Origin of the sequence: Arthrobacter sp. M4, from assembly GCF_020251205.1 — a bacterium.
Classification (GTDB): Bacteria; Actinomycetota; Actinomycetes; order Actinomycetales; family Micrococcaceae; genus Arthrobacter.
In genome coordinates this window covers 82,000-100,470 of record NZ_JAIWYX010000004.1, presented here as the reverse complement: position 1 = coordinate 100,470, position 18,471 = coordinate 82,000, and the positions used below count along the sequence as shown (strand labels likewise).

Genomic DNA, 18,471 nt, shown 5'->3' with positions numbered 1-18,471 from the left:
GCCCTGCCGCGCGGTACAGGGCACATCGAGACGGTAACTTTGTCCTATGAAGTACGCCCAATCCGTCCTGGACCTCATTGGCAACACCCCGCTCATCAAGCTCAACCACGTAACGGATGGCATCAAGGCCACCGTGCTGGTGAAGCTCGAGTACATCAATCCCGGCGGGTCCATCAAGGACCGGATCGCGGTGAAGATGATCGAGGAAGCCGAAAGGGACGGCCGGCTCAAGCCGGGCGGAACCATTGTGGAGCCGACGTCGGGAAATACCGGCGTCGGATTGGCGTTGGTGGCCCAGCAGAAGGGCTACAAGTGCGTTTTTGTGGTCCCGGACAAAGTGGGCGAGGACAAGCGTGCCGTCCTGCAAGCCTACGGTGCCGAGGTTGTGGTGACGCCCACGTCCGTGGCGCCGGACAGCCCGCAAAGCTACTACAGCGTTTCCGACCGGCTGGTGACGGAGATCCCGGGTGCTTTCAAGCCTGACCAGTTCTCCAACCCGGCAGCGCCAGGAAGCCACTATGAGACCACCGGTCCTGAAATCTGGCGGGACACGGATGGCAAGGTCACCCACGTTGTCATCGGCGCGGGGACCGGCGGCACCATCACGGGCACTGGGCGCTACCTCAGGGATATCTCCAAGGACCGTCCCGAATCTGAGGGGGGCCGCGTCAGGATCATCGGTGCGGACCCTGAGGGATCCGTGTATTCAGGCGGCACCGGACGCCCGTACTTCGTCGAGGGCGTCGGTGAGGACATGTGGCCCGCCAACTACGACAAGACCGTGCCGGATGACGTGATCGCGGTGACCGACGCCGACTCCTTCGCCATGACCCGCAGGCTGGCACGGGAAGAAGGGCTGCTGGTGGGCGGCTCCTCCGGCATGGCCGTCGTCGCAGCCCTGCAAACCGCCAGGGACCTCGGCGAGGAGGCCGTCGTCGTCGTCATCCTTCCGGACTCCGGGCGCGGCTATCTGGCCAAGATCTTCAACGACCAGTGGATGCGCTCCTACGGGTTCCTTTCCGGCGGCGAGGAGGCCACCGTTGGCGAAGTCCTCAAGTCCAAGACCGGTGAAATGCCGGACCTGGTCCACATACACCCCAATGAGACCGTCCGCGACGTCATCAACATCATGAACGAGTTTGGTGTTTCCCACATCCCGGTTCTGTCCCAGGAACCGCCCGTAGTGATGGGCGAAGTACTGGGCGCGGTGGATGAGCGCAGCCTGACCACCAAACTATTCCGTGGCGAGGCGAAACTCACCGATAAGATTTCGGAACACATGGGCGCGCGGCTGCCGGTCATCGGTTCCTTGGAAAGCATCTCCGCGGCCCGCGAACTGCTCTCCGACGTCGACACCGTCATGGTGACGTTCGTGGGTGCGCCCGTAGGTATTCTTACTCGCCACGACCTCCTTGCCTACCTCAGCAACTGACCACCACCCCGAGCACCTGACAGGAGCGCCATGTCTGCCACCAACAACGCCGGCTTCAACACCCGCGCCGTCCACGCCGGCCAGGCTTTCGAGCCGCGCACCGGTGCCGTAGTTCCGCCGCTGCACTTCAGTTCCACCTACGCACAGGACGGGATCGGCGGGCTGCGGGAGGGCTACGAGTACGGCCGCGGGGGCAATCCCACACGTGACGCGCTGCAGGAGCAGTTGGCGGCCCTGGAAGGCGGAGCGCATGCCTTCAGCTTCAGTTCCGGCCTGGCGGCGGAGGACTCGCTCATTCGTGCCGTGGCGCGCCCTGGCGACCACATCGTGCTCGGCAACGACGCTTACGGTGGAACGTACCGGCTCATCAACCGGGTGCTGGGCCCCTGGGGAATCGGCAACACCCCGGTGGACATGTCCGACCTGGACGCGGTCCGTGCTGCTGTTGCCGGCAACAACACCCGAATCGTGTGGGTGGAAACTCCGTCCAACCCGCTGATGAAGATTTCTGACATTGCCGCCATTGCGTCCATCGCCCACGACGCCGGTGCCCTCCTGTTGGTGGACAACACCTTCGCGTCGCCCTACCTCCAGACGCCACTGGACCTCGGCGCCGACATTGTGGTCCATTCGACCACCAAGTACATCGGTGGCCACTCCGACGTGGTGGGCGGCGCCGTCGTCGTTAATGATTCCGCGCTCGCCGAGCAGATCGGCTTCGTCCAGTTCGCCGTGGGCGCGGTGTCCGGACCGATGGACGCGTTCCTCACCACACGCGGCCTGAAGACGTTGGGCGTCCGGATGGACCGGCACAGCGACAATGGCCAGGCAGTGGCCGAGTGGTTGCTGGAACGCCCGGAGGTTGAGTCCGTGCTTTACCCCGGCCTGCCCTCGCACCCGGGCCACGAGCTGGCCAAGCGACAGATGAAGCGCTTCGGCGGGATGGTTTCCGTCCAATTCAAGGGCGGCGAGGCCGCAGCACGCAAGGTTGCCGAGTCAACCTCCGTCTTCACCCTGGCCGAATCCCTGGGCGGCATCGAATCCCTCATGAACTACCCCTCCGAGATGACACATGCATCCGTGAAAGGTACGGAGCTGGCTGTGCCGGTCAACCTGTTGCGGCTTTCCTGCGGCATCGAGGACGTAGAGGACCTGATCGCCGACCTTGACCAAGCCATCTCCCGGATCGGCGCGGCATGACCTTCAAGGTCCGGGCGTCTGCGGGCACGCCCGCGGTGCCGCTCGGCTGGCTGACGACGGCGGCAGGCGCCTTGGCCGTCGTCGTTGCCCTCTTGGTGTTGTACTCGGCGTACATTCCGCTGATGAATGACTTCGAGGTCTACTATTACGGCGGCTCCCGAGTGCTGCAGACCGGTGAGGCTGGCGTCAACGAGCTTTACGCGCCTCGAGACGGCTTGCCGTTCACGTATCCGCCGTTTGCTGCGCTGCTATTCGCGGGACTAGCGCTGTTTCCCATCAAGACCAGCGAACTGGTATTCATCACGACGGCGCTGGCGGGTGCCGCCGTCGTCTCCGCTTGGCTGGCGCGGCACTATTTTGGCCTGCGCCGCTGGCGCGACGCCTTTGCCGACGCACGCTTTCGGACTGTTGCCCTGTTGGCCACGGCCGCGATCCTGCTGCTGGGGCCATGGCGCGACACCTTCGACTTCGGCCAGATCAACATCATCCTGATGGGCCTGATCCTGGCCGACTTCGCTCTCTACGGGAAGGACCGAGCCGGCGAACTGCGCTGGCCGGCCGGCCTGTTGACGGGAATCGCCGCGGGCATCAAACTCACGCCTTTGGTGTTCGGCCTCTACTATTTGGTCCGCCGCGATTTCAAAGCCCTGGCTTGGATGGCGGCTGGATTCTTGGGCTCCATCGCGCTTGCCTGGGTGGTCCTGCCGAACGCCTCGCTGACGTTCTGGACCAAGATCCTTCCTGACACTGGCCGCATCGGTGGCCCGGCTTACGTGGACAACCTGTCCGTCAAGGGGCTCCTGCTGCACCTTGGCATGCCCGACGCGCCGACTACGAACCTCCTGTGGCTGGTACTTGCACTGGTACTCGTTGTGCTCGCCGCGCTCATCATCCACTGGACCGTGGCTGCCGAGGAGAACTTCGTTGCCGTGTCCGCCACAGCGGTGCTGATGCTCCTCATCAGCCCGGTCTCATGGTCGCACCACTGGGTCTGGATAGCCGTCGCGTTGCCGTCCATGGCATTTGCTATGCACCGGATCCCCTCCCGCAGCGGACGCATGCGCCTTGCCGGCTGGACCATTGTTGGGGTTACCGCCGTCGCGTTCTACCTGACGCCAAAGTACCTCGCCGTCTGGGCAGGGGCTGCGGAATGGGGCAAGGATCCACAGACCCAGTGGCAATTGACGGCATCCAGTTTGGGCGTTCTTTGTGGAATCGCTTTGATGACCTACTGGGCCCTGGCCTACCGGCCGTCCCGGCGTCGGCTGGTTGTCCAGCCGACGCCGGGGTCGGTCCCCCGGGCAGGGCTTGATGGCGCTGCCTAGCAGCGCTAATTGAGGGCGATCAGGAGCATCTGGTTGGTGCCGGGGATGCAGGTTTGCAGGATCGCCCGCGGGAATCCGCCAAAGACTGCGGCCACATTGTTGGTGGTGCCGCCCTGCGGCACTTGGCCGCGTGCCGTCACGGCGTACGTACCGTAGCCAGCGATATTCACGGTCTCGCCTACTTGAATGCCGGAGAAGCGCGCCCAGCCGCCACAGAAGTCGTGCTCCGTGATGAAAAGTGAGTAGGCGTCCGTTGGCGTGAAATGGATTGGACCGATGCAGGCGTCCACCATCGATTGCCCGCCGGAACCTGCAATGTAGATGGTGTGCGTGCCCGGTGCAGGTACCGCTGCCACTGCGGCGGGAGCCGGGGCGACGGCGGGAGCAGCTGGAGCCGGCACAGTTGCGGCTACCGGTTTCTGAGCAATGGGAGGCCCGCTCAATGTGAGCACTTGGCCGGGGACGATGACGCTGGAGGCGCCAAGTCCGTTGGCTGCAAGCATCGCCGAAAGATCGACGCCGTATCTGGCAGCGATGGCACTCGGCGTGTCACCGGCCACTACGGTGTATAGCTTTCCGTCGGGATTGGGTGCCGGTACGGGTTCCTGCACTGCTTGGGGAGCGGGGGCGGCAGGGGCGGGTGCTGCCGGCGCAAGGGCCGGTACCTGGCTCGCGGTTGGCGCCTGGGCGGCGGGTGCTGCCGCGGAGGGTGCCTGTGCATCTGGAACCAGAGGGGCGGCAAGCAGATTGTGGAACGGCTTCACCATGATTTCGGTGGACGCCGGTTCGGAGATGCGGAGGGGGCCCGCCGGGGTTTGGTGGCCCCCGTAGTTCAGTGCGGCGGTCACTGCGGCCGCCAGTACTGTTCCTGACAGGAAAAGGGCCTGGATTTTGCGCGGAATTCGTAATTCGCGTTGCCGGACTGCCAGCTGAATTTGATGGCCGTCGGTGATAATTCTCTGTTCTAATTTCTGCTGATTCATCGGATTTCCCCAGCCTGATAAGAATGTGGGGTCAGCCGGCGGCAGACCCTGGGCTGGCATCGCACCCGCGCTGCATCGCGGGACGAAGCCCGCCGCGCGCTGGTGATGGACCCGTGAGACCCGGAAAAGGTGAGTCCATGCGTGGTGCATTGCCAATTGGCGAATTGCGGCCTGCGGGTTTCTCTCCGCGTCCGGCAAATCGCCGCCCTAGGGATTTCCAGTGTAAAAATTGGCGTGAATAAGCGCCCGAGTAATAACTACGCGACTTTACTGCCACAACTACTTGTTTTTTGGTGGGCGCCACTCAGCCGTTTGCACAGCGGTACCTCTTAGGTCACTTGTGTGCCCTGAGTACTCGTGGGGCGGGTACTGCATGCGGATGGTGCGGGTGGCCGTAGTACACGGGTCCAGGTGCCATGCCGACCGTGGGCTCCCGCCGCTGTGCTGGCTTTCTTCAAGATAGTCAGCTAGGGTTTGCGGTATGCCCCTTCGCTCTGACTGGTCTTCCAAGAACTGCAGTCTGGCCCGTGGACTCGACGTACTCGGTGATCCATGGACAAGCCTGATCCTGAGGGAAGTGTTCTTCGGCAACGGCCGCTTCGATGCCATGAAACAGCGCCTTGGCATAGCTGACGCCGTCTTGAGCAAACGGTTGGGGACGTTGGTTGCAGCTGGCCTGCTGGAGCGCAGGAACTACTGCGACGGCGGCAGGACGCGGCAGGAGTACGTCCTGACGGCAAAAGGCGAAGACACACTGCCCATCCTGAACGCATTGATCCTGTGGTCCGAGAAATACGTGGAGGCGCCCGCTGAGCGCGCGCATATGCGAATCATCCACGCCGAATGCGGCAACCCCACGTCCTCAGCAGATACCTGCACACATTGCGGCAAGCCGCTGACGGCCGCCAATACCAGCTGGCACAGCCTGACTCGAACGCCCGACCCCGTACCCCTCGCAACAGCTCCTTCGGCCACGGCCCTATCCGGAACGGAGATACGTCCTTGAGCGCACCCCAGATGACCGACGTCCGCACGTCGAAACCCGGGAGGCCCAGGCTCCACCCGGCGTGGATTGTGGCCGCAGTGGCATTTTTGGCCTTGGTGGGAGCCGCAGGGTTCCGGGCCGCGCCCGGTGTCCTTATGGTGCCCCTGCAGCAGGAGTTCGGCTGGTCCACCACCGTGTTGTCCGGGGCAGTCAGCATCAACCTCGTCCTGTTTGGCCTGACAGCGCCCTTCGCCGCCGCCCTGATGGAACGCTTTGGTATCCGGCGCGTCACGGCGATGGCCCTCGTGCTGATTGGCCTGGGCAGCGCGCTGACGGTGTTTGTCACTGAATCATGGCAAATCCTGTTCACGTGGGGCCTGCTGATTGGCCTCGGCACAGGATCCATGGCTCTGGTCTTTGCCGCCACCATCGCCAACACTTGGTTCGCCGCCAGGCGCGGCCTGGTAATCGGTGTGCTCACCGCCGGCAGCGCCGCAGGACAACTCGTCTTCCTCCCGTTCATCGCGGCCCTTGCCCAGGACCCGGGCTGGCGAGGTGCCTCGCTCTTGGTGGCCGCCGGGGCCCTGGCTGTTGTGCCGCTGGTCCTGCTGTGGTTGCGAAACTCGCCCGCCGACGTCGGAGCCCGTCCCTACGGTGCCCCGGAGCCTGACGAAGCGATGGAGCCTGACGAAGGGGAGCCTGACGAAGCGGCGGACGCCAGCAGCCTGGGCGAACGCACCACCCGGCCAGTTACGGTCACGGCCGATTCGACCAAAGTCGCGGCGCCCGAGGCTACAGCGCCCAACGCCGCGGTGCGGGCTCTCAGGGTGCTGGCCTCGGCCGCGCGCGTCCGTACGTTCTGGGCCCTCGTTGCCGGTTTCGCAATCTGCGGCGCCACCACCAACGGCCTGATCGGTACGCACTTCATTCCCTCGGCCCATGACCACGGCATGCCGGAAACGACGGCGGCCGGGCTGCTTGCCGTCGTCGGGATTTTTGACATCGTCGGCACCATCGCGTCCGGCTGGTTGACGGACCGCTTCAACCCCAAAGTGCTGCTGGCGGTCTACTACCAGTTCCGCGGCTTGGGACTCCTTGTCCTGCCCCTCCTGCTGGGGTCAACCGTGGAACCCAGCATGATCCTGTTTGTGGTGGTCTACGGCCTGGACTGGGTGGCCACCGTGCCACCGACGGCGGCAATCTGCCGGCAAGTCTTCGGCAAGGACGGCTCTGTGGTGTTCGGCTGGGTGTTCGCGGCCCACCAGTTGGGGGCCGCCGCTGCCGCAATCCTGGCCGGCTATGTCCGGGACGCCACCGGCCACTACACGGTGGCGTGGGTGGGCGCCGCTGCGCTCTGCACCGTGGCTGCGGTGATCAGCGCCAGCATCCGCAAGGGCGCCACACAGCGCGAGCCACAGCCCGTGGAGGCGTAGCCTGCTCTCCGGGCAAGAACCCTCCCTCAGTTAACCCTCCCGCAGTTGCCTGAGGGAGGGTTTCTGGTTAGCGGAACGCGGAGATTCCCGTGATGTGCTGTCCAATGGCCAGGGTGTGCACTTCGTCAGTGCCCTCGTAGGTGCGGACCGACTCAAGGTTCGCGGCGTGCCGCATGGGGGAGTGCTCCAGGGTGATGCCGTTCGCGCCCAGGATGGTCCGGGCCTGCCTCGCGACTTCAATGGCTTCGCGGACGTTGTTGAGCTTTCCCAGCGAGATCTGCTCCGGCTTGAGCCTGCCCGAGTCCTTGAGCCGCCCCAAATGCAGGGCAAGAAGCGTCCCTTTCTGGATCTCGGTGAGCATGTTCACGAGCTTTTCCTGCGTGACCTGATGGCTGGCGAGGAGCTTGCCAAATTGCGTCCGGTTCAGGGCGTAATCCAGGGCGGCCAGGTAGGAGTCCCGGGCCGCTCCCATGGAGCCCCACACGATTCCGTAGCGAGCCTCGTTCAAACAGGACAGGGCTGCCCGCAAGCCGACGGCCCCCGGGAGCTGCGCTTCGCTGCCAAGCCGAACGCCGTCGAGCTTGATATCGCATTGGATGGAGGCCCGAAGCGAGAGCTTTGGCTCGATGGGCGTGATGGTCACACCCGGGGTATCGGCCGGGACCAGGAAGCCTCGGATGCCGTCTTCCGTCACGGCCCACACCACCAGAACGTCCGCGATGGACGCGAGCCCAATCCAGCGCTTGGCCCCATTGAGGACCCATCCGGAGCCTTCGCCCGCACCATCCCGGGTTGCCGCCGTCGTCATGGACGATGGATCCGAGCCGGCGGAGGGTTCAGTCAGCGCGAAGCTGCCAATCAGCTCGCCAGCCGCCATCCGCGGGAGGTACTGCTGCCGCTGTTCTTCCGAACCCCACTTGCGGATTGCTGTCATGGCCAGGGAGCCCTGCACCGACACAAAGGTACGGATCCCGGAATCGCCCGCTTCCAGTTCAAGGGCGGCGAGGCCATATTCGACGGCGGAACGCCCGGGGCAGCCGTAGCCGTGCAGGTGCATCCCGAGGACGCCCAGTTCACCCAGTTCAAGCGCCAGCTCGGGCGGGAACTCGCCATTGTTGTACCAGCGCGCGATGTTTGGCCGAATTCGCTGGTCCGTGAAGTCGCGAACGCGTTCCCTGACTTCCAATTCCTCGTCAGTCAGCAGCGAATCGAGTTCAAGGATATCGGTGGAGTTCGTCGTCGAATGGCTCATTCCAGCATCCTAGGGGGACTCAGGCTCCCGCGGACTCCTCTGCGCTTGGCGTGCCTGCGTTGTGTAAGCCTGTGCCCGGAGTGCCCGCTATGCCCGTCCCTGTGAAGTAGCCGCGTGTGGCCGGCGCGAAGCGGCACACAATGGCCAGGACCACGCCCAATCCCAGCAGGACTACGCCGCTGACGAAGGCGCCGCCGATCCCGAAGATTTGGGAGTCGCCGTATCCGGGGTCCCACATTTGCACGGCGGAAACGAAGAAGGCCGCAGTCAGCATCAGGGCGCCCAGCAGCGGAAGGATGCCCCGGAGCCAAAGGGCACCGGCTGACTCCCGCAGGGTGGTGCGGAAGAACCACACGCAGGCGAATCCCGTGAGCGCGTAGTAGAAAGCGATGAAAAGGCTGATGGCGCTGATGGAGTCCGTAAGCAGGTTCTCGCTCAGGATGCTCATGGCCACGTAGTAGGCAATGGCTGCGCCACCCATTGTCAGCGTGGAAAACCCTGGGGTCTGGTAGCGCTCGTGGACCTTTCCGAACCGCGGCGGAAGGGCACCGTGAACTCCCATGGACAGCGTTCCGCGGGCGGTCGGCAGGATGGTGGTCTGCGTCGAGGAAAGCACAGAGGCCAGGACCGCCAGGACAATGAGCCATCCCCAGGGGCCCAGGACCACGTCTTTCATGGCCAGGAAGACATCGGATTTGTTGGCTTCATTGCCTAGGCCGATGCCTTCAGATCCCACGGTGGCATACATCATGACCAGCAAAGCGCCCGAGACGTAGATCGCGACCAGGACAAATGCCGAGATCACGGCCCCGCGGCCAGGCGTGGTGGTGGGATTCTCAGTCTCTTCGTTCAGCGCCAGGCAGGTGTCCCAGCCCCAGTAAATGAAGAGTGCCAGCAGCGTTCCGTGAACAACAGCGCCGGGATCTCCGAATGCGCCCACAGGATTGAACCATTCCAGGTCGAACGCCTGGCCTTCGCCGGGCCCGCCGGCAATCCGAATGATGACCGCCAGCGCAAAGATCCCGAGCGAGATGTATTGGACATACGTGAGTGCCCGCTGCACATGCTCGCCCAAACGGATGCCCCGGTGGTTCACGTACGTCATAAAGGCGATGAAAAGCACCCCTGTCCCTGTCACCAGCCACTTGTTGGAGGCAAGGGACCCGTCGCCGACCAACAGCCACAAATACTGCCCGGCTATTTGGGCGAGGTTGGCCAGCACCACCACACCCGCAAGTGCCACACCCCAGCCACCCAGCCAACCCGCCCAGGGGCCGAATGTGCGCCGGGCCCAGATAAACGTGGTGCCGCAATCCGGCATGGCACTGTTGAGCTCCCGGAAGGCAAAGGCGATGAACAGTACCGGGATAAAACCAAGGACCAGAATCTGCGGTGTGTAGTTTCCATTGACCGCCACAATGAGGCCCAGCGTGGCTGCCAGGGAATAGACCGGGGCAGTGGAGGCAAGGCCCAGCATGACAGAGTCGCCAAGGTCGAGGATGCCGGCCCGCAGGCCCTTGGAGGCCACGGGAGCGGGGGCGGGGCTCGTGGTGTTCATAAGGCGATTCCCTGTCCTGTGTGTCCTGATTGTCCGGGCAAAGGCGGAGGTGCGGGGGCGTCAATGGTGTTTGGTACAAAGCGGCAGAAGTAATCGGTCACTGGACCGTCGGACTCGCGGATGCCGCATCCCACGGATTCTCCGTCAATCACCCACAGGCCCAGAACCGGATGGTTGCCGTCGTAGTCCGGCAGGGGTTGGTATTGCTGGTAGCACCAGCCTTCCCTGCCGTAGTCTCCGGGCTGGTCGATCTCGAGGCCGGGGGCGTGGATGCGGATGTTGTCGCCCTCACGTCCGTGCAAGGGCTTGGCCACCCATTCGTTAAGCGGTCCGGGGTTGTCCAGGTAGGCGGGCAGCAGGTTGGGGTGACCGGGGTAGAGGTGCCACAGCGCCGCGAGCAGGGCCTTGTTGGACAGCAGCATCTTCCAGGCCGGTTCCACCCATCGCGGATTGTGCGCGCGTTCCAGCAGCCTGGGACCGAAAGGCTCCTTCATCATCATCTCCCAGGGGTACAGCTTGAAGATGGTGTTGATGACATAGTTGTCCAGGTCCACGAAGCGGTTGAGGTTCGGGTCCCAGCCGATGTCCGACATGTTGATGCCGATGGTGGTCCACCCGGCTTGGCTGGCGACGTCCCGCATGTACGCTGCCGTCATCCAGTCCTCGCCCGATTCCTCGGCCTCGGAATGCGCCACGTGCAGTGTGCTCATGCCCGTGCGGTACTGCAGCTTCTTCCATTGCCGGATGAGCGCCTCATGGATACCGTTCCACTGGTCCTTTTCCGGGAACACATCCTGTAGCCAGAACCACTGGGCAACGGCAGCTTCGATCAGGCCGGTGGGTGTGTCCGCGTTGTATTCGAGCATCTTGGCGGGGCCGCCCTGGCCGTCGTAAATGAAGTCGAAGCGCCCGTAGATATCCATGTCCCGGGCCAGCAGCGATTCCGACGCCAACTCAAGCGCCTGGGATCCTATCCCGATGCCCCCCATCGCCCCTGTGGCCAGGAACTGGGCAGCTTCCAGGCACATGGCATGCATGTCCTCGGCGGTCTTCTCCAGCGTTTCCACTTCGTCCATGGTGAACTCGTAGTACGCGCCTTCATGCCAGTACTCGATCTTCCGACCGTCCGGCATAGTGGTGGTGGAGAAAACCAGGCCCTGTTCCTCGATCTTGCCTTTCCAGTCAGGGCGCGGTTCGGAGGGAAGCCTTTTCATTGCTTAGCCTCCCGAGCTCTTGCCGCCGCCGGAACTCCCTGAGCCGCCGCTCCCGCTCTTGGCACTGCCGCCGAATCCGCCCCGGCTCACCGTTCCGCCCTTGGTGCTGTAACCGGTGGATGTTTTGGCGCCGCTGGGCACCGTTTTTGTGGCGCTCGGGTAGCTGGAACGGTTCTGACCGACGGCGGGTACGCTGGCGCCGCGTGAATAGAAGTACCAGGCGTACGCACCGGAGCCCCGGCCCTCAGAGCTGCCGCAGTTCGCATCATCGACGCGCTCACCGGTCTGGTCGTCGAAGCAGACCTGCGCGTAGTCCGCCTCTTGTTCGTTGCTGGCCACGATGGCAGTTATAGTTCCGGCCAGGAGGGCCGTGACCCCGAGGCCTACGACGACGGTGCGGCGCTGGGAGCGCTTCCTGCGCACCTGCGCTTCCCGATTGCGTTCGGCTGCGAAGGGGTCAACGGTGGGAACGGGCTCGTTGAGCAGCTCGGGTCGGAGTTCGGGTTTGGGGACTTGCCAGGGCGGCGGCTTTGGCAGATCGGATGAAGTTCCCGATTCCTCCGACGGCGGCGCGCCGTCGCCCGGGTTTGTCTGGCCGGTACCGCTTCCGTCCGGGTTTGTCTGGCCGGTCCCGCTTCCGTCCGGGTTTGTCTGGCCGGTCCCGCTTCCGTCCGGGTTTGTCTGGTCTGTTCCGCCGCCGTCGTATGGGCCCGATGCCGGAGCCTGCTGTTGCTCCTCAGGCGCACCGTCGTTGCCGGACGGCTTTTTGGCAGGCTCCCGGTCTTCGCCAGTGGACGGGTCCATCGACTTCCCCCCTTTAATGCGCCCAAGAACGCCCGGTTGCAATGGCAACGCCTTGGGAGTAAATCCGTGTTCAGTTGCTCCGGCCAACAGCAGGAAATGAACAATGAAGCCAGCCTAGCCCCTGCCTGTGACACCGCGGAACTGCCCACTGCCCTGCGTGCCAGAATGGTCCCATGGCCGCCGGGGAACAGAACTCAGCAGCCCTGCTGCTACCCGCCGTGAGGGGTATCGGCAGGGGCCGTGTCGTGGCCGGTTTGATTCTGGCAGTAACGCTGCCTCCCGCCGTCGAAATGTTGGTGACTGGGGTTGGCTACCGGAACTTCGCCATGATCATGCTGCTGCAGTTGGCGGCCGCAGTGGCAGTAGCTGCGATCGGCGGACTCTGGCCGGCCATCATCGCGGCGCTGCTGGGCACGCTGCTCCTGAATTACTTCTCGACCGAGCCGGTCGGCTCTTTTTCGATCGCCGACCTCTCGACTTTGTTCACATTGATGATCTTCCTTGCAGTGGCGTGTTCGGTGGCGCTGGCTGTGGGCCTGGCCACGCAGCGTGCCCAGGAAGCGGCGCGCTTCGGCGCGGAGGCCGAGGCCTTGGGCGGGCTTGCCTTACAGATCCTCCGCTCGGACGGCACCCTGGAATCTTTCCTCGAGAAAGTCAGGGCCAACCTCGGCATGGACGCCATTACCCTGCTGTCGGACGTCTCTCGTGGCACGGACCGCCGCAGTGATTGGCGGGTGGTGGCCACTGCGGGAGTGAACCCGCCGGTGACGCGCGCCGCTGCTGACCACGCCGCCGTCGTCGATGCCCATTACACCTTGTTGCTTAATGGCGGTCCCTTGTCGGAGCAGCAGCGCCGGCTCTTCGGTGCGTTCGGGGCGTACGTTGTGGCGTTGCGGGACCGGCAGCAATTGGCCCAGAGCCGCCTTGACAATGTTCGGCTGGAGGAGGGAAATACGATGCGCACGTCCATTCTTCGTGCCGTGTCGCATGACCTTCGCACGCCATTGGCGGGCATCAAGCTGGCGGTGAGTAGCCTGCGGCAGGACGCGGTGACCTTTTCGCCGTCGGACGAACAGGAACTGCTGGCCACCATCGAAAGCTACACGGACAGACTGGACCTGCTGGTGGGGAACCTTCTGGACATGTCTCGAATCACTGCCGATGCCGTGAACCCGCTGCTCGGCCGTACTAACTGGGTGGACGTATTGCCGGAGGCCCTTCGCGGCGTCCAGGCGGCCGGGGTCCGCAACGAGCTTCAGCCGAACCTTCCGCCTGTCGAAGCCGACGCCGGAATGCTGGAGCGCGTGGTGGCGAACATCGTGGAGAACGCGGCAAAGTACGCCCCGGGGTCGGACATCGTTCTGAGTGCAAGGACTGGCGCCGGCGTCACGGTATCCGGCAGGCCCGCCAGCGAACTTCGAATCATCGACCACGGGCCGGGCCTTCCGCCCGGGGCTGCGACGGACCTGTTCCTGCCGTTCCAACGCCGGGGCGACGCGCCTTTGGCCGGGGGAGCCATCGCCGGGGGTGGCCCCGGCGCCGCCGGCAGTGCATCCGGCATTGGCCTGGGACTTGCCGTGGCCAAGGGATTTACCGAAGCGATGGCGGGCACACTGGAGGCGGAGCCGACGCCGGGAGGAGGCTTGACGATGGTGCTCACCCTTCCGCTGTGGTCGGGTACCGCTTCGCCGGGAGCAGCGTCGGAGGATGCATCAACTGTCGGGACCGACGATGCCGTGAAGAAGGGAGGGCGCTTGTGAACTCGGTGCTCATCGTTGAAGACGAAGCAGGCTTGGCGCGGGCCATGCAAATCAACCTCCACGCGCACGGGTACCAGGCCACCACCGTGGGAACTGGAACGGACGCTTTGAAGGCAGCCGCGTCCCGCCCTGTGGACATCGTGGTGCTGGACCTTGGCCTGCCGGATATGGACGGAGTGGATGTCATCAGGGGACTGCGGGGCTGGAGCAGCGTGCCGATCATCGTGCTATCGGCCCGTCACGGTTCGCAGGACAAGGTGGAGGCCCTCGACGCCGGTGCGGACGACTACGTCACCAAGCCTTTCGGCCTTGACGAGCTGCTTGCCCGGCTCCGCGCGGCTTCCCGGCGTGCCGTGTCCCACCATGAACCGCCAACGGTGGCGGCCGCTGGTTTCACGGTTGACCTCGCAGCCAAGCGGGTTGTCCGTCGAGGCACCGATGTGCGGCTGACTCCCACCGAATGGAGCATCTTGGAGGTTCTGGCCCGGCATGCCGGCCGCCTGGTGACTCAGCAGCAGCTGCTCACCCAGGTTTGGGGCCAGGCGTACGCCAAGGAAACGCAGTACCTCAGGGTCTACATGGCCCAGCTGCGCAGAAAACTAGAGGACGATCCGTCGTCGCCAAGGCACCTGCACACAGAAGCTGGAATGGGCTACCGCTTCGATCCCTGAGCAAGCGTACTGAGCAAACGCGCCGGGCATGCGCCTGCCAACCGTTTCCCTGGACCGCTTTTTCGTCTTGGAGCAACTATGAAAAAGCGTTCAGGGACGCGATACCGGGGCACCATCGTGGCGGCCGCCCCGACCGTAGACTGGTGCCATGCAGACCGCAACCGTGATCGCCGTATGCCGCGTTTATCAACTTCTCGATGACGCGGAGGGACGCGTCGGCACCACGGCCATCGACAAGCGCCCGGTGGACGGTCCGGTCAAGGTCCACAAGCTGGGGCTTCACGGGGACGTGCAGGCCAACCGCATCCACCACGGGGGAGAGGACCAGGCCCTGTACGCCTATTCGCAGGCGGACGCGGATTATTGGGTGGAACAGCTGCAACGGGAACTTCCGCCCGGCATCTTTGGTGAGAACCTGCGCGTTAGCGGCATCGAGACTACCGGTGCAGTCATCGGGGAACGGTGGCGTATCGGCCTGGACGTCGAAGTGGAGGTCACTTCACCGCGCGTTCCGTGCGACACGTTCCAGCGTTTTATGAACGAGCCGCAGTGGGTCAAACGATTTACGCAGGCCGGACGCGTCGGCACCTACCTTCGCGTCGTCAAGACCGGAACCATAACTGCCGGGGACCATATTCACCGGATCTTCGTGCCCAAGCATGGCGTCACGGTAGGGAAATGGTTTAGCAACCCCACCCCGGAAGATGTCCAGCTTCTGCTTGATGCCGACGCGGACAAGGAGATCAGGCTACAGCCCGAATACCAGGAGGAATTTGAAAGGGTCCTCCGGCGGAACGGCGTCACTCCGGAGTGACTGGCTGCGTAATACGAACTGCCTAAAGTGTGCCTAACCTCACTGCGGTCTTTGGGCCCTTGGTCAAGCCTTGTTTTCGGCATGCCCTACAATGGATACATCCCCCACTCCGGAATCCCTTTCTTCCTGCCCAATTTTTGAGGCAGGACTGGTTAGTGTTGGGGCCCGGGCTTTTCCGGGCAGTTCATAGGGAGAGCCGGCTGAAGAAAACGCTGTACAGACTGCTGGGATAGCAGCCAAGAGATGCAGCGTGAAGTCCTGCCATGGGATTGCGATAGCGCCGGACTTCTTTGCGTGCAGCAGGGCGTGGCACTTGCCCGGTTCGCCGCAACCCGTAATGCGGCCCAGCCCACCCGGGGCATCGCCGCCTGGCCCTATGAATGAGGATTTTCCCCATGCCCGAGAACCTTAACGAATCCGTCGACGTCGAAGAGACTGAGGCCACCGAGGAAATGGCTCCCGAGGCAGCCGAGACCCCGGCTCCCGAGGCAGCCGAGACCCCGGCTCCCGAAGTTTCCCTTGACGACGACAGCGACGAAGAAGGCGTTCGCTTCACCGATCTCGGGCTGGACGCCCGCGTCCTCGCTGCCCTGCAGGACGTCGGTTACGAGAAGCCGTCCCCCATCCAGGCAGCCACCATTCCGCTGCTCCTGGAAGGCCGCGACGTCGTCGGCCTCGCCCAGACGGGTACGGGAAAGACCGCAGCTTTTGCAGTGCCGGCGCTCTCCCGCCTGGCTGAGCTCCACGACCTCAACGGCCCGTCCCGCAAGACCCAGGCCCTGGTGCTTGCGCCGACGCGTGAACTCGCGCTGCAGGTTGCCGAAGCCTTTACTTCCTACGCCAAGCACATGGAAGACTTCACCGTCCTCCCCGTCTACGGTGGCTCCGCCTACGGCCCGCAGTTGGCTGGCCTGCGCCGTGGTGCCCAGGTGGTTGTTGGTACGCCTGGCCGCGTGATTGACCACATCGAGAAGGGTTCGCTGGACCTCTCCGAACTGCAGTACCTGGTCCTGGACGAGGCCGACGAGATGCTGCGCATGGGCTTCGCCGAGGACGTGGAGCAGATCTTCCAGCAGACGCCGGAGGACCGTCAGGTGGCCCTCTTCTCCGCCACCATGCCCAGCCAGATCCGCCGCATGTCCAAGCAATACCTCAATGACCCGGCCGAGATCTCGGTGAAGTCGAAGACGTCCACTGGCTCCAACATCCGCCAGCGCTTCGTCCAGGTCATGGGCCCGCACAAGCTGGACGCGATGACCCGCATCCTTGAGGTAGAAGAGTTCGACGGCGTTATCGCCTTCGTGCGTACAAAGATGGCTACCGAGGACCTCGCCGACAAACTTAAAGCCCGCGGCTTCCAGGCCGCCGCCATCAACGGTGACATTCCCCAGCAGCAGCGTGAACGCACTGTTGACGCACTGCGCGAGGGTCGAATTGACATCCTGGTGGCCACCGACGTCGCAGCCCGCGGCCTCGACGTGGAGCGCATCAGCCACGTGGTCAATTACGACATCCCCCACGACACAGAGTCCTACGTGCACCGGATCGGCCGCACCGGCCGCGCAGGCCGCAGCGGTGACGCCATCCTCTTTATGACCCCGCGCGAAAAGTACCTGCTGCGGGCTATTGAGCGAGCCACCCGCCAGAAGGTGGATCAGATGCACCTGCCCACTGCGGAGACGGTCAACTCCCTGCGCCTCGGCAAGTTTGCCGACCGCATCACGGAGACCCTGGAGTCCGAGGACGTGTCGCTGTTCCGCGACCTGATCGCTTCCTACGAGGAAGAGCACAACGTCCCCGCCTCGGAGATCGCCGCAGCACTGGCTGTTATGGCCCAGGGCGGGCAGCCGCTCCTGGTCCAGGAACTGCCGGCCACGCCTGAATTCCAGAAGCGCGAGCGCAGCCGTGACGGTTTCAATTCCCGTGGACCGTCCCGCTCGGTCACTGAAGGCAACGCTACGTACCGCATCTCGGTGGGCCGCCGTCACCGGGTGCTTCCCGGCTCAATTGTTGGGGCCATCGCCAACGAGGGCGGCCTGTCGTCCTCCCAGATTGGTGGCATCGACATCCGTTCGGACCACTCCCTCGTGGAGCTTCCCGCGGACCTGTCGCCCGAGCAGTTGCGTGCACTCTCCCGCACACGGATCGGTGGCGAACTGATCAACCTTGAGCTGGACTCTGGACGCCGTCCCAACCGTGAACGCGAAGGTGGCCGCGGAGGCTACGAAGGCGGCCGCGGCAACTTCAAGGGCAACGGTGGCTTCAAGCGTGACTTCCGCCGCAACGACGGCGAGCGTTCCTCCGCAGATCGCGGCGGACGTTCCTACTCCGAGCGCTCCGATCGTGGCTACGATCGTAGCTCCGACCGCGGTTACGACCGTGGGCAGGCCAGCGATTCCCGCTTCGGCGGCCACGGAAACGGTGCCCGGAAGCCCCGCCACGGCAACGATGGCGGACACCGTGATTTCAACCGCAAGGGCAAGTGGTAAACACCACTATTCGCTAACTGAAGACCGCACCGGAGAGCCGGCTCATGACGAGCCGGCTCTTCGGCGTTTCAGCCCGGCTTTTTGGGTCCCCAGCGCTGCTTAAAAGTGCTAAATCACACGGAAATTGCTGCCTTCAATGAGGGTGTGGTTGGCCGTTCGCAAACTGTGACGAAGCCCCTCCAGCGGCCTCCGATCCCGATTTGTTGCTGCCAAAATCTTCGGGTAGAGTATTTACTCGTTGCCCCCCTAGCTCAGTGGTAGAGCGCGTTCTTGGTAAGAACGAGGTCACCGGATCGATTCCGGTGGGGGGCTCGGAATGAGGGCCTGTGTCAAGGCGGTTTGACCGGCTTGACGCAGGTTTTCCTCATTCATGGCGGTGTAGCTCAGTTGGTTAGAGCGCACGACTCATAATCGTGAGGTCGGGAGATCGAGCCTCCCCACCGCTACAGAACAAAACCCCCGGAATCCGCGAGATTCCGGGGGCTTTCTTTTGTTGAAGATTCTTTCTTGGCGTGAATCGCACTCGGCTGCTAGGGCCGGGAGCACGCCCC

General features: G+C 63.9%; 14 protein-coding genes and 2 tRNA genes. 11 read left to right on the top strand and 5 right to left on the bottom strand.

Going from position 1 to position 18,471, the window contains the following annotated elements; genetic code table 11:
* The first annotated feature begins 46 nt into the window (after nucleotides 1–46).
* The 3 genes from LD110_RS08885 to LD110_RS08875 are packed head-to-tail and all read left to right on the top strand — an operon-like array spanning nucleotide 47 to nucleotide 3,957.
* The gene (locus tag LD110_RS08885) at nucleotides 47–1,432 is read left to right on the top strand and encodes a cystathionine beta-synthase (protein WP_225498395.1); all 1,386 of its coding nucleotides are present in this window, start codon (nucleotides 47–49) and stop codon (nucleotides 1,430–1,432) included.
* 30 nt (nucleotides 1,433–1,462) lie between these two features.
* On the top strand, nucleotides 1,463–2,632 hold the full coding sequence (locus tag LD110_RS08880) for a cystathionine gamma-synthase (protein WP_225498394.1): 1,170 nt from the start codon (nucleotides 1,463–1,465) through the stop codon (nucleotides 2,630–2,632).
* The gene (locus LD110_RS08875) at nucleotides 2,629–3,957 is read left to right on the top strand and encodes a glycosyltransferase family 87 protein (RefSeq protein ID WP_225498385.1); all 1,329 of its coding nucleotides are present in this window, start codon (nucleotides 2,629–2,631) and stop codon (nucleotides 3,955–3,957) included. The genes LD110_RS08880 and LD110_RS08875 overlap by 4 nt, the downstream gene beginning before the upstream one ends.
* Before the next feature lie 5 nt (nucleotides 3,958–3,962).
* Here the strand turns inward: LD110_RS08875 and LD110_RS08870 are convergent, their stop codons facing one another.
* Nucleotides 3,963–4,940: a LysM domain-containing protein gene (locus LD110_RS08870; RefSeq protein WP_225498383.1), complete on the bottom strand. Its 978-nt coding sequence runs from the start codon at nucleotides 4,938–4,940 to the stop codon at nucleotides 3,963–3,965.
* A gap of 481 nt (nucleotides 4,941–5,421) precedes the next feature.
* On the opposite strand from LD110_RS08870, the gene LD110_RS08865 reads away from it, so the two are divergent.
* Together LD110_RS08865 and LD110_RS08860 are read left to right on the top strand one after the other, a co-directional pair.
* Nucleotides 5,422–5,946: a helix-turn-helix domain-containing protein gene (locus tag LD110_RS08865; RefSeq protein ID WP_225498381.1), complete on the top strand. Its 525-nt coding sequence runs from the start codon at nucleotides 5,422–5,424 to the stop codon at nucleotides 5,944–5,946.
* 11 nt (nucleotides 5,947–5,957) lie between these two features.
* Nucleotides 5,958–7,358 (top strand): MFS transporter, encoded by a 1,401-nt coding sequence (locus LD110_RS08860; RefSeq protein ID WP_225498665.1) that lies wholly within the window; start codon nucleotides 5,958–5,960, stop codon nucleotides 7,356–7,358.
* Between the two features lie 67 nt (nucleotides 7,359–7,425).
* On the opposite strand, the gene LD110_RS08855 is transcribed toward LD110_RS08860, so the two are convergent.
* Genes LD110_RS08855 through LD110_RS08840 form a run of 4 tightly spaced genes read right to left on the bottom strand, consistent with a single transcriptional unit; the run spans nucleotide 7,426 to nucleotide 12,186 of the window.
* Nucleotides 7,426–8,610 carry an acyl-CoA dehydrogenase family protein gene (locus tag LD110_RS08855; protein ID WP_225498380.1) on the bottom strand — a complete coding sequence of 395 codons (1,185 nt, stop codon included), beginning with the start codon at nucleotides 8,608–8,610 and terminating at the stop codon, nucleotides 7,426–7,428.
* 19 nt (nucleotides 8,611–8,629) lie between these two features.
* Complete coding sequence (locus tag LD110_RS08850) at nucleotides 8,630–10,168, bottom strand: APC family permease (protein WP_225498378.1); 1,539 nt, start codon at nucleotides 10,166–10,168, stop codon at nucleotides 8,630–8,632.
* Entirely contained in the window at nucleotides 10,165–11,382 is a 1,218-nt protein-coding gene (locus LD110_RS08845; RefSeq protein ID WP_225498376.1) for a glutathionylspermidine synthase family protein, read from the bottom strand. Before LD110_RS08845 ends, LD110_RS08850 begins: the two co-directional genes overlap by 4 nt.
* Before the next feature lie 3 nt (nucleotides 11,383–11,385).
* Nucleotides 11,386–12,186 carry a Tat pathway signal protein gene (locus LD110_RS08840; protein ID WP_374200319.1) on the bottom strand — a complete coding sequence of 267 codons (801 nt, stop codon included), beginning with the start codon at nucleotides 12,184–12,186 and terminating at the stop codon, nucleotides 11,386–11,388.
* Between the two features lie 173 nt (nucleotides 12,187–12,359).
* On the opposite strand from LD110_RS08840, the gene LD110_RS08835 reads away from it, so the two are divergent.
* The 6 genes from LD110_RS08835 to LD110_RS08810 all read left to right on the top strand — a co-directional run bounded on the left by LD110_RS08835 (nucleotide 12,360) and on the right by LD110_RS08810 (nucleotide 18,366).
* Nucleotides 12,360–13,946, top strand: a complete 1,587-nt coding sequence (locus LD110_RS08835; protein WP_225498374.1) for a DUF4118 domain-containing protein — start codon at nucleotides 12,360–12,362, stop codon at nucleotides 13,944–13,946.
* Entirely contained in the window at nucleotides 13,943–14,617 is a 675-nt protein-coding gene (locus tag LD110_RS08830) for a response regulator (RefSeq protein WP_225498372.1), read from the top strand. Before LD110_RS08835 ends, LD110_RS08830 begins: the two co-directional genes overlap by 4 nt.
* Nucleotides 14,618–14,765: 148 nt before the next feature.
* Nucleotides 14,766–15,431, top strand: a complete 666-nt coding sequence (locus LD110_RS08825) for an MOSC domain-containing protein (protein ID WP_225498370.1) — start codon at nucleotides 14,766–14,768, stop codon at nucleotides 15,429–15,431.
* A gap of 395 nt (nucleotides 15,432–15,826) precedes the next feature.
* Nucleotides 15,827–17,920: a DEAD/DEAH box helicase gene (locus LD110_RS08820; RefSeq protein ID WP_374200318.1), complete on the top strand. Its 2,094-nt coding sequence runs from the start codon at nucleotides 15,827–15,829 to the stop codon at nucleotides 17,918–17,920.
* Between the two features lie 240 nt (nucleotides 17,921–18,160).
* Nucleotides 18,161–18,232: transfer RNA gene (locus tag LD110_RS08815), tRNA-Thr, on the top strand.
* Between the two features lie 60 nt (nucleotides 18,233–18,292).
* Nucleotides 18,293–18,366 (top strand) — tRNA-Met (locus LD110_RS08810).
* Nucleotides 18,367–18,471 lie beyond the last annotated feature (105 nt).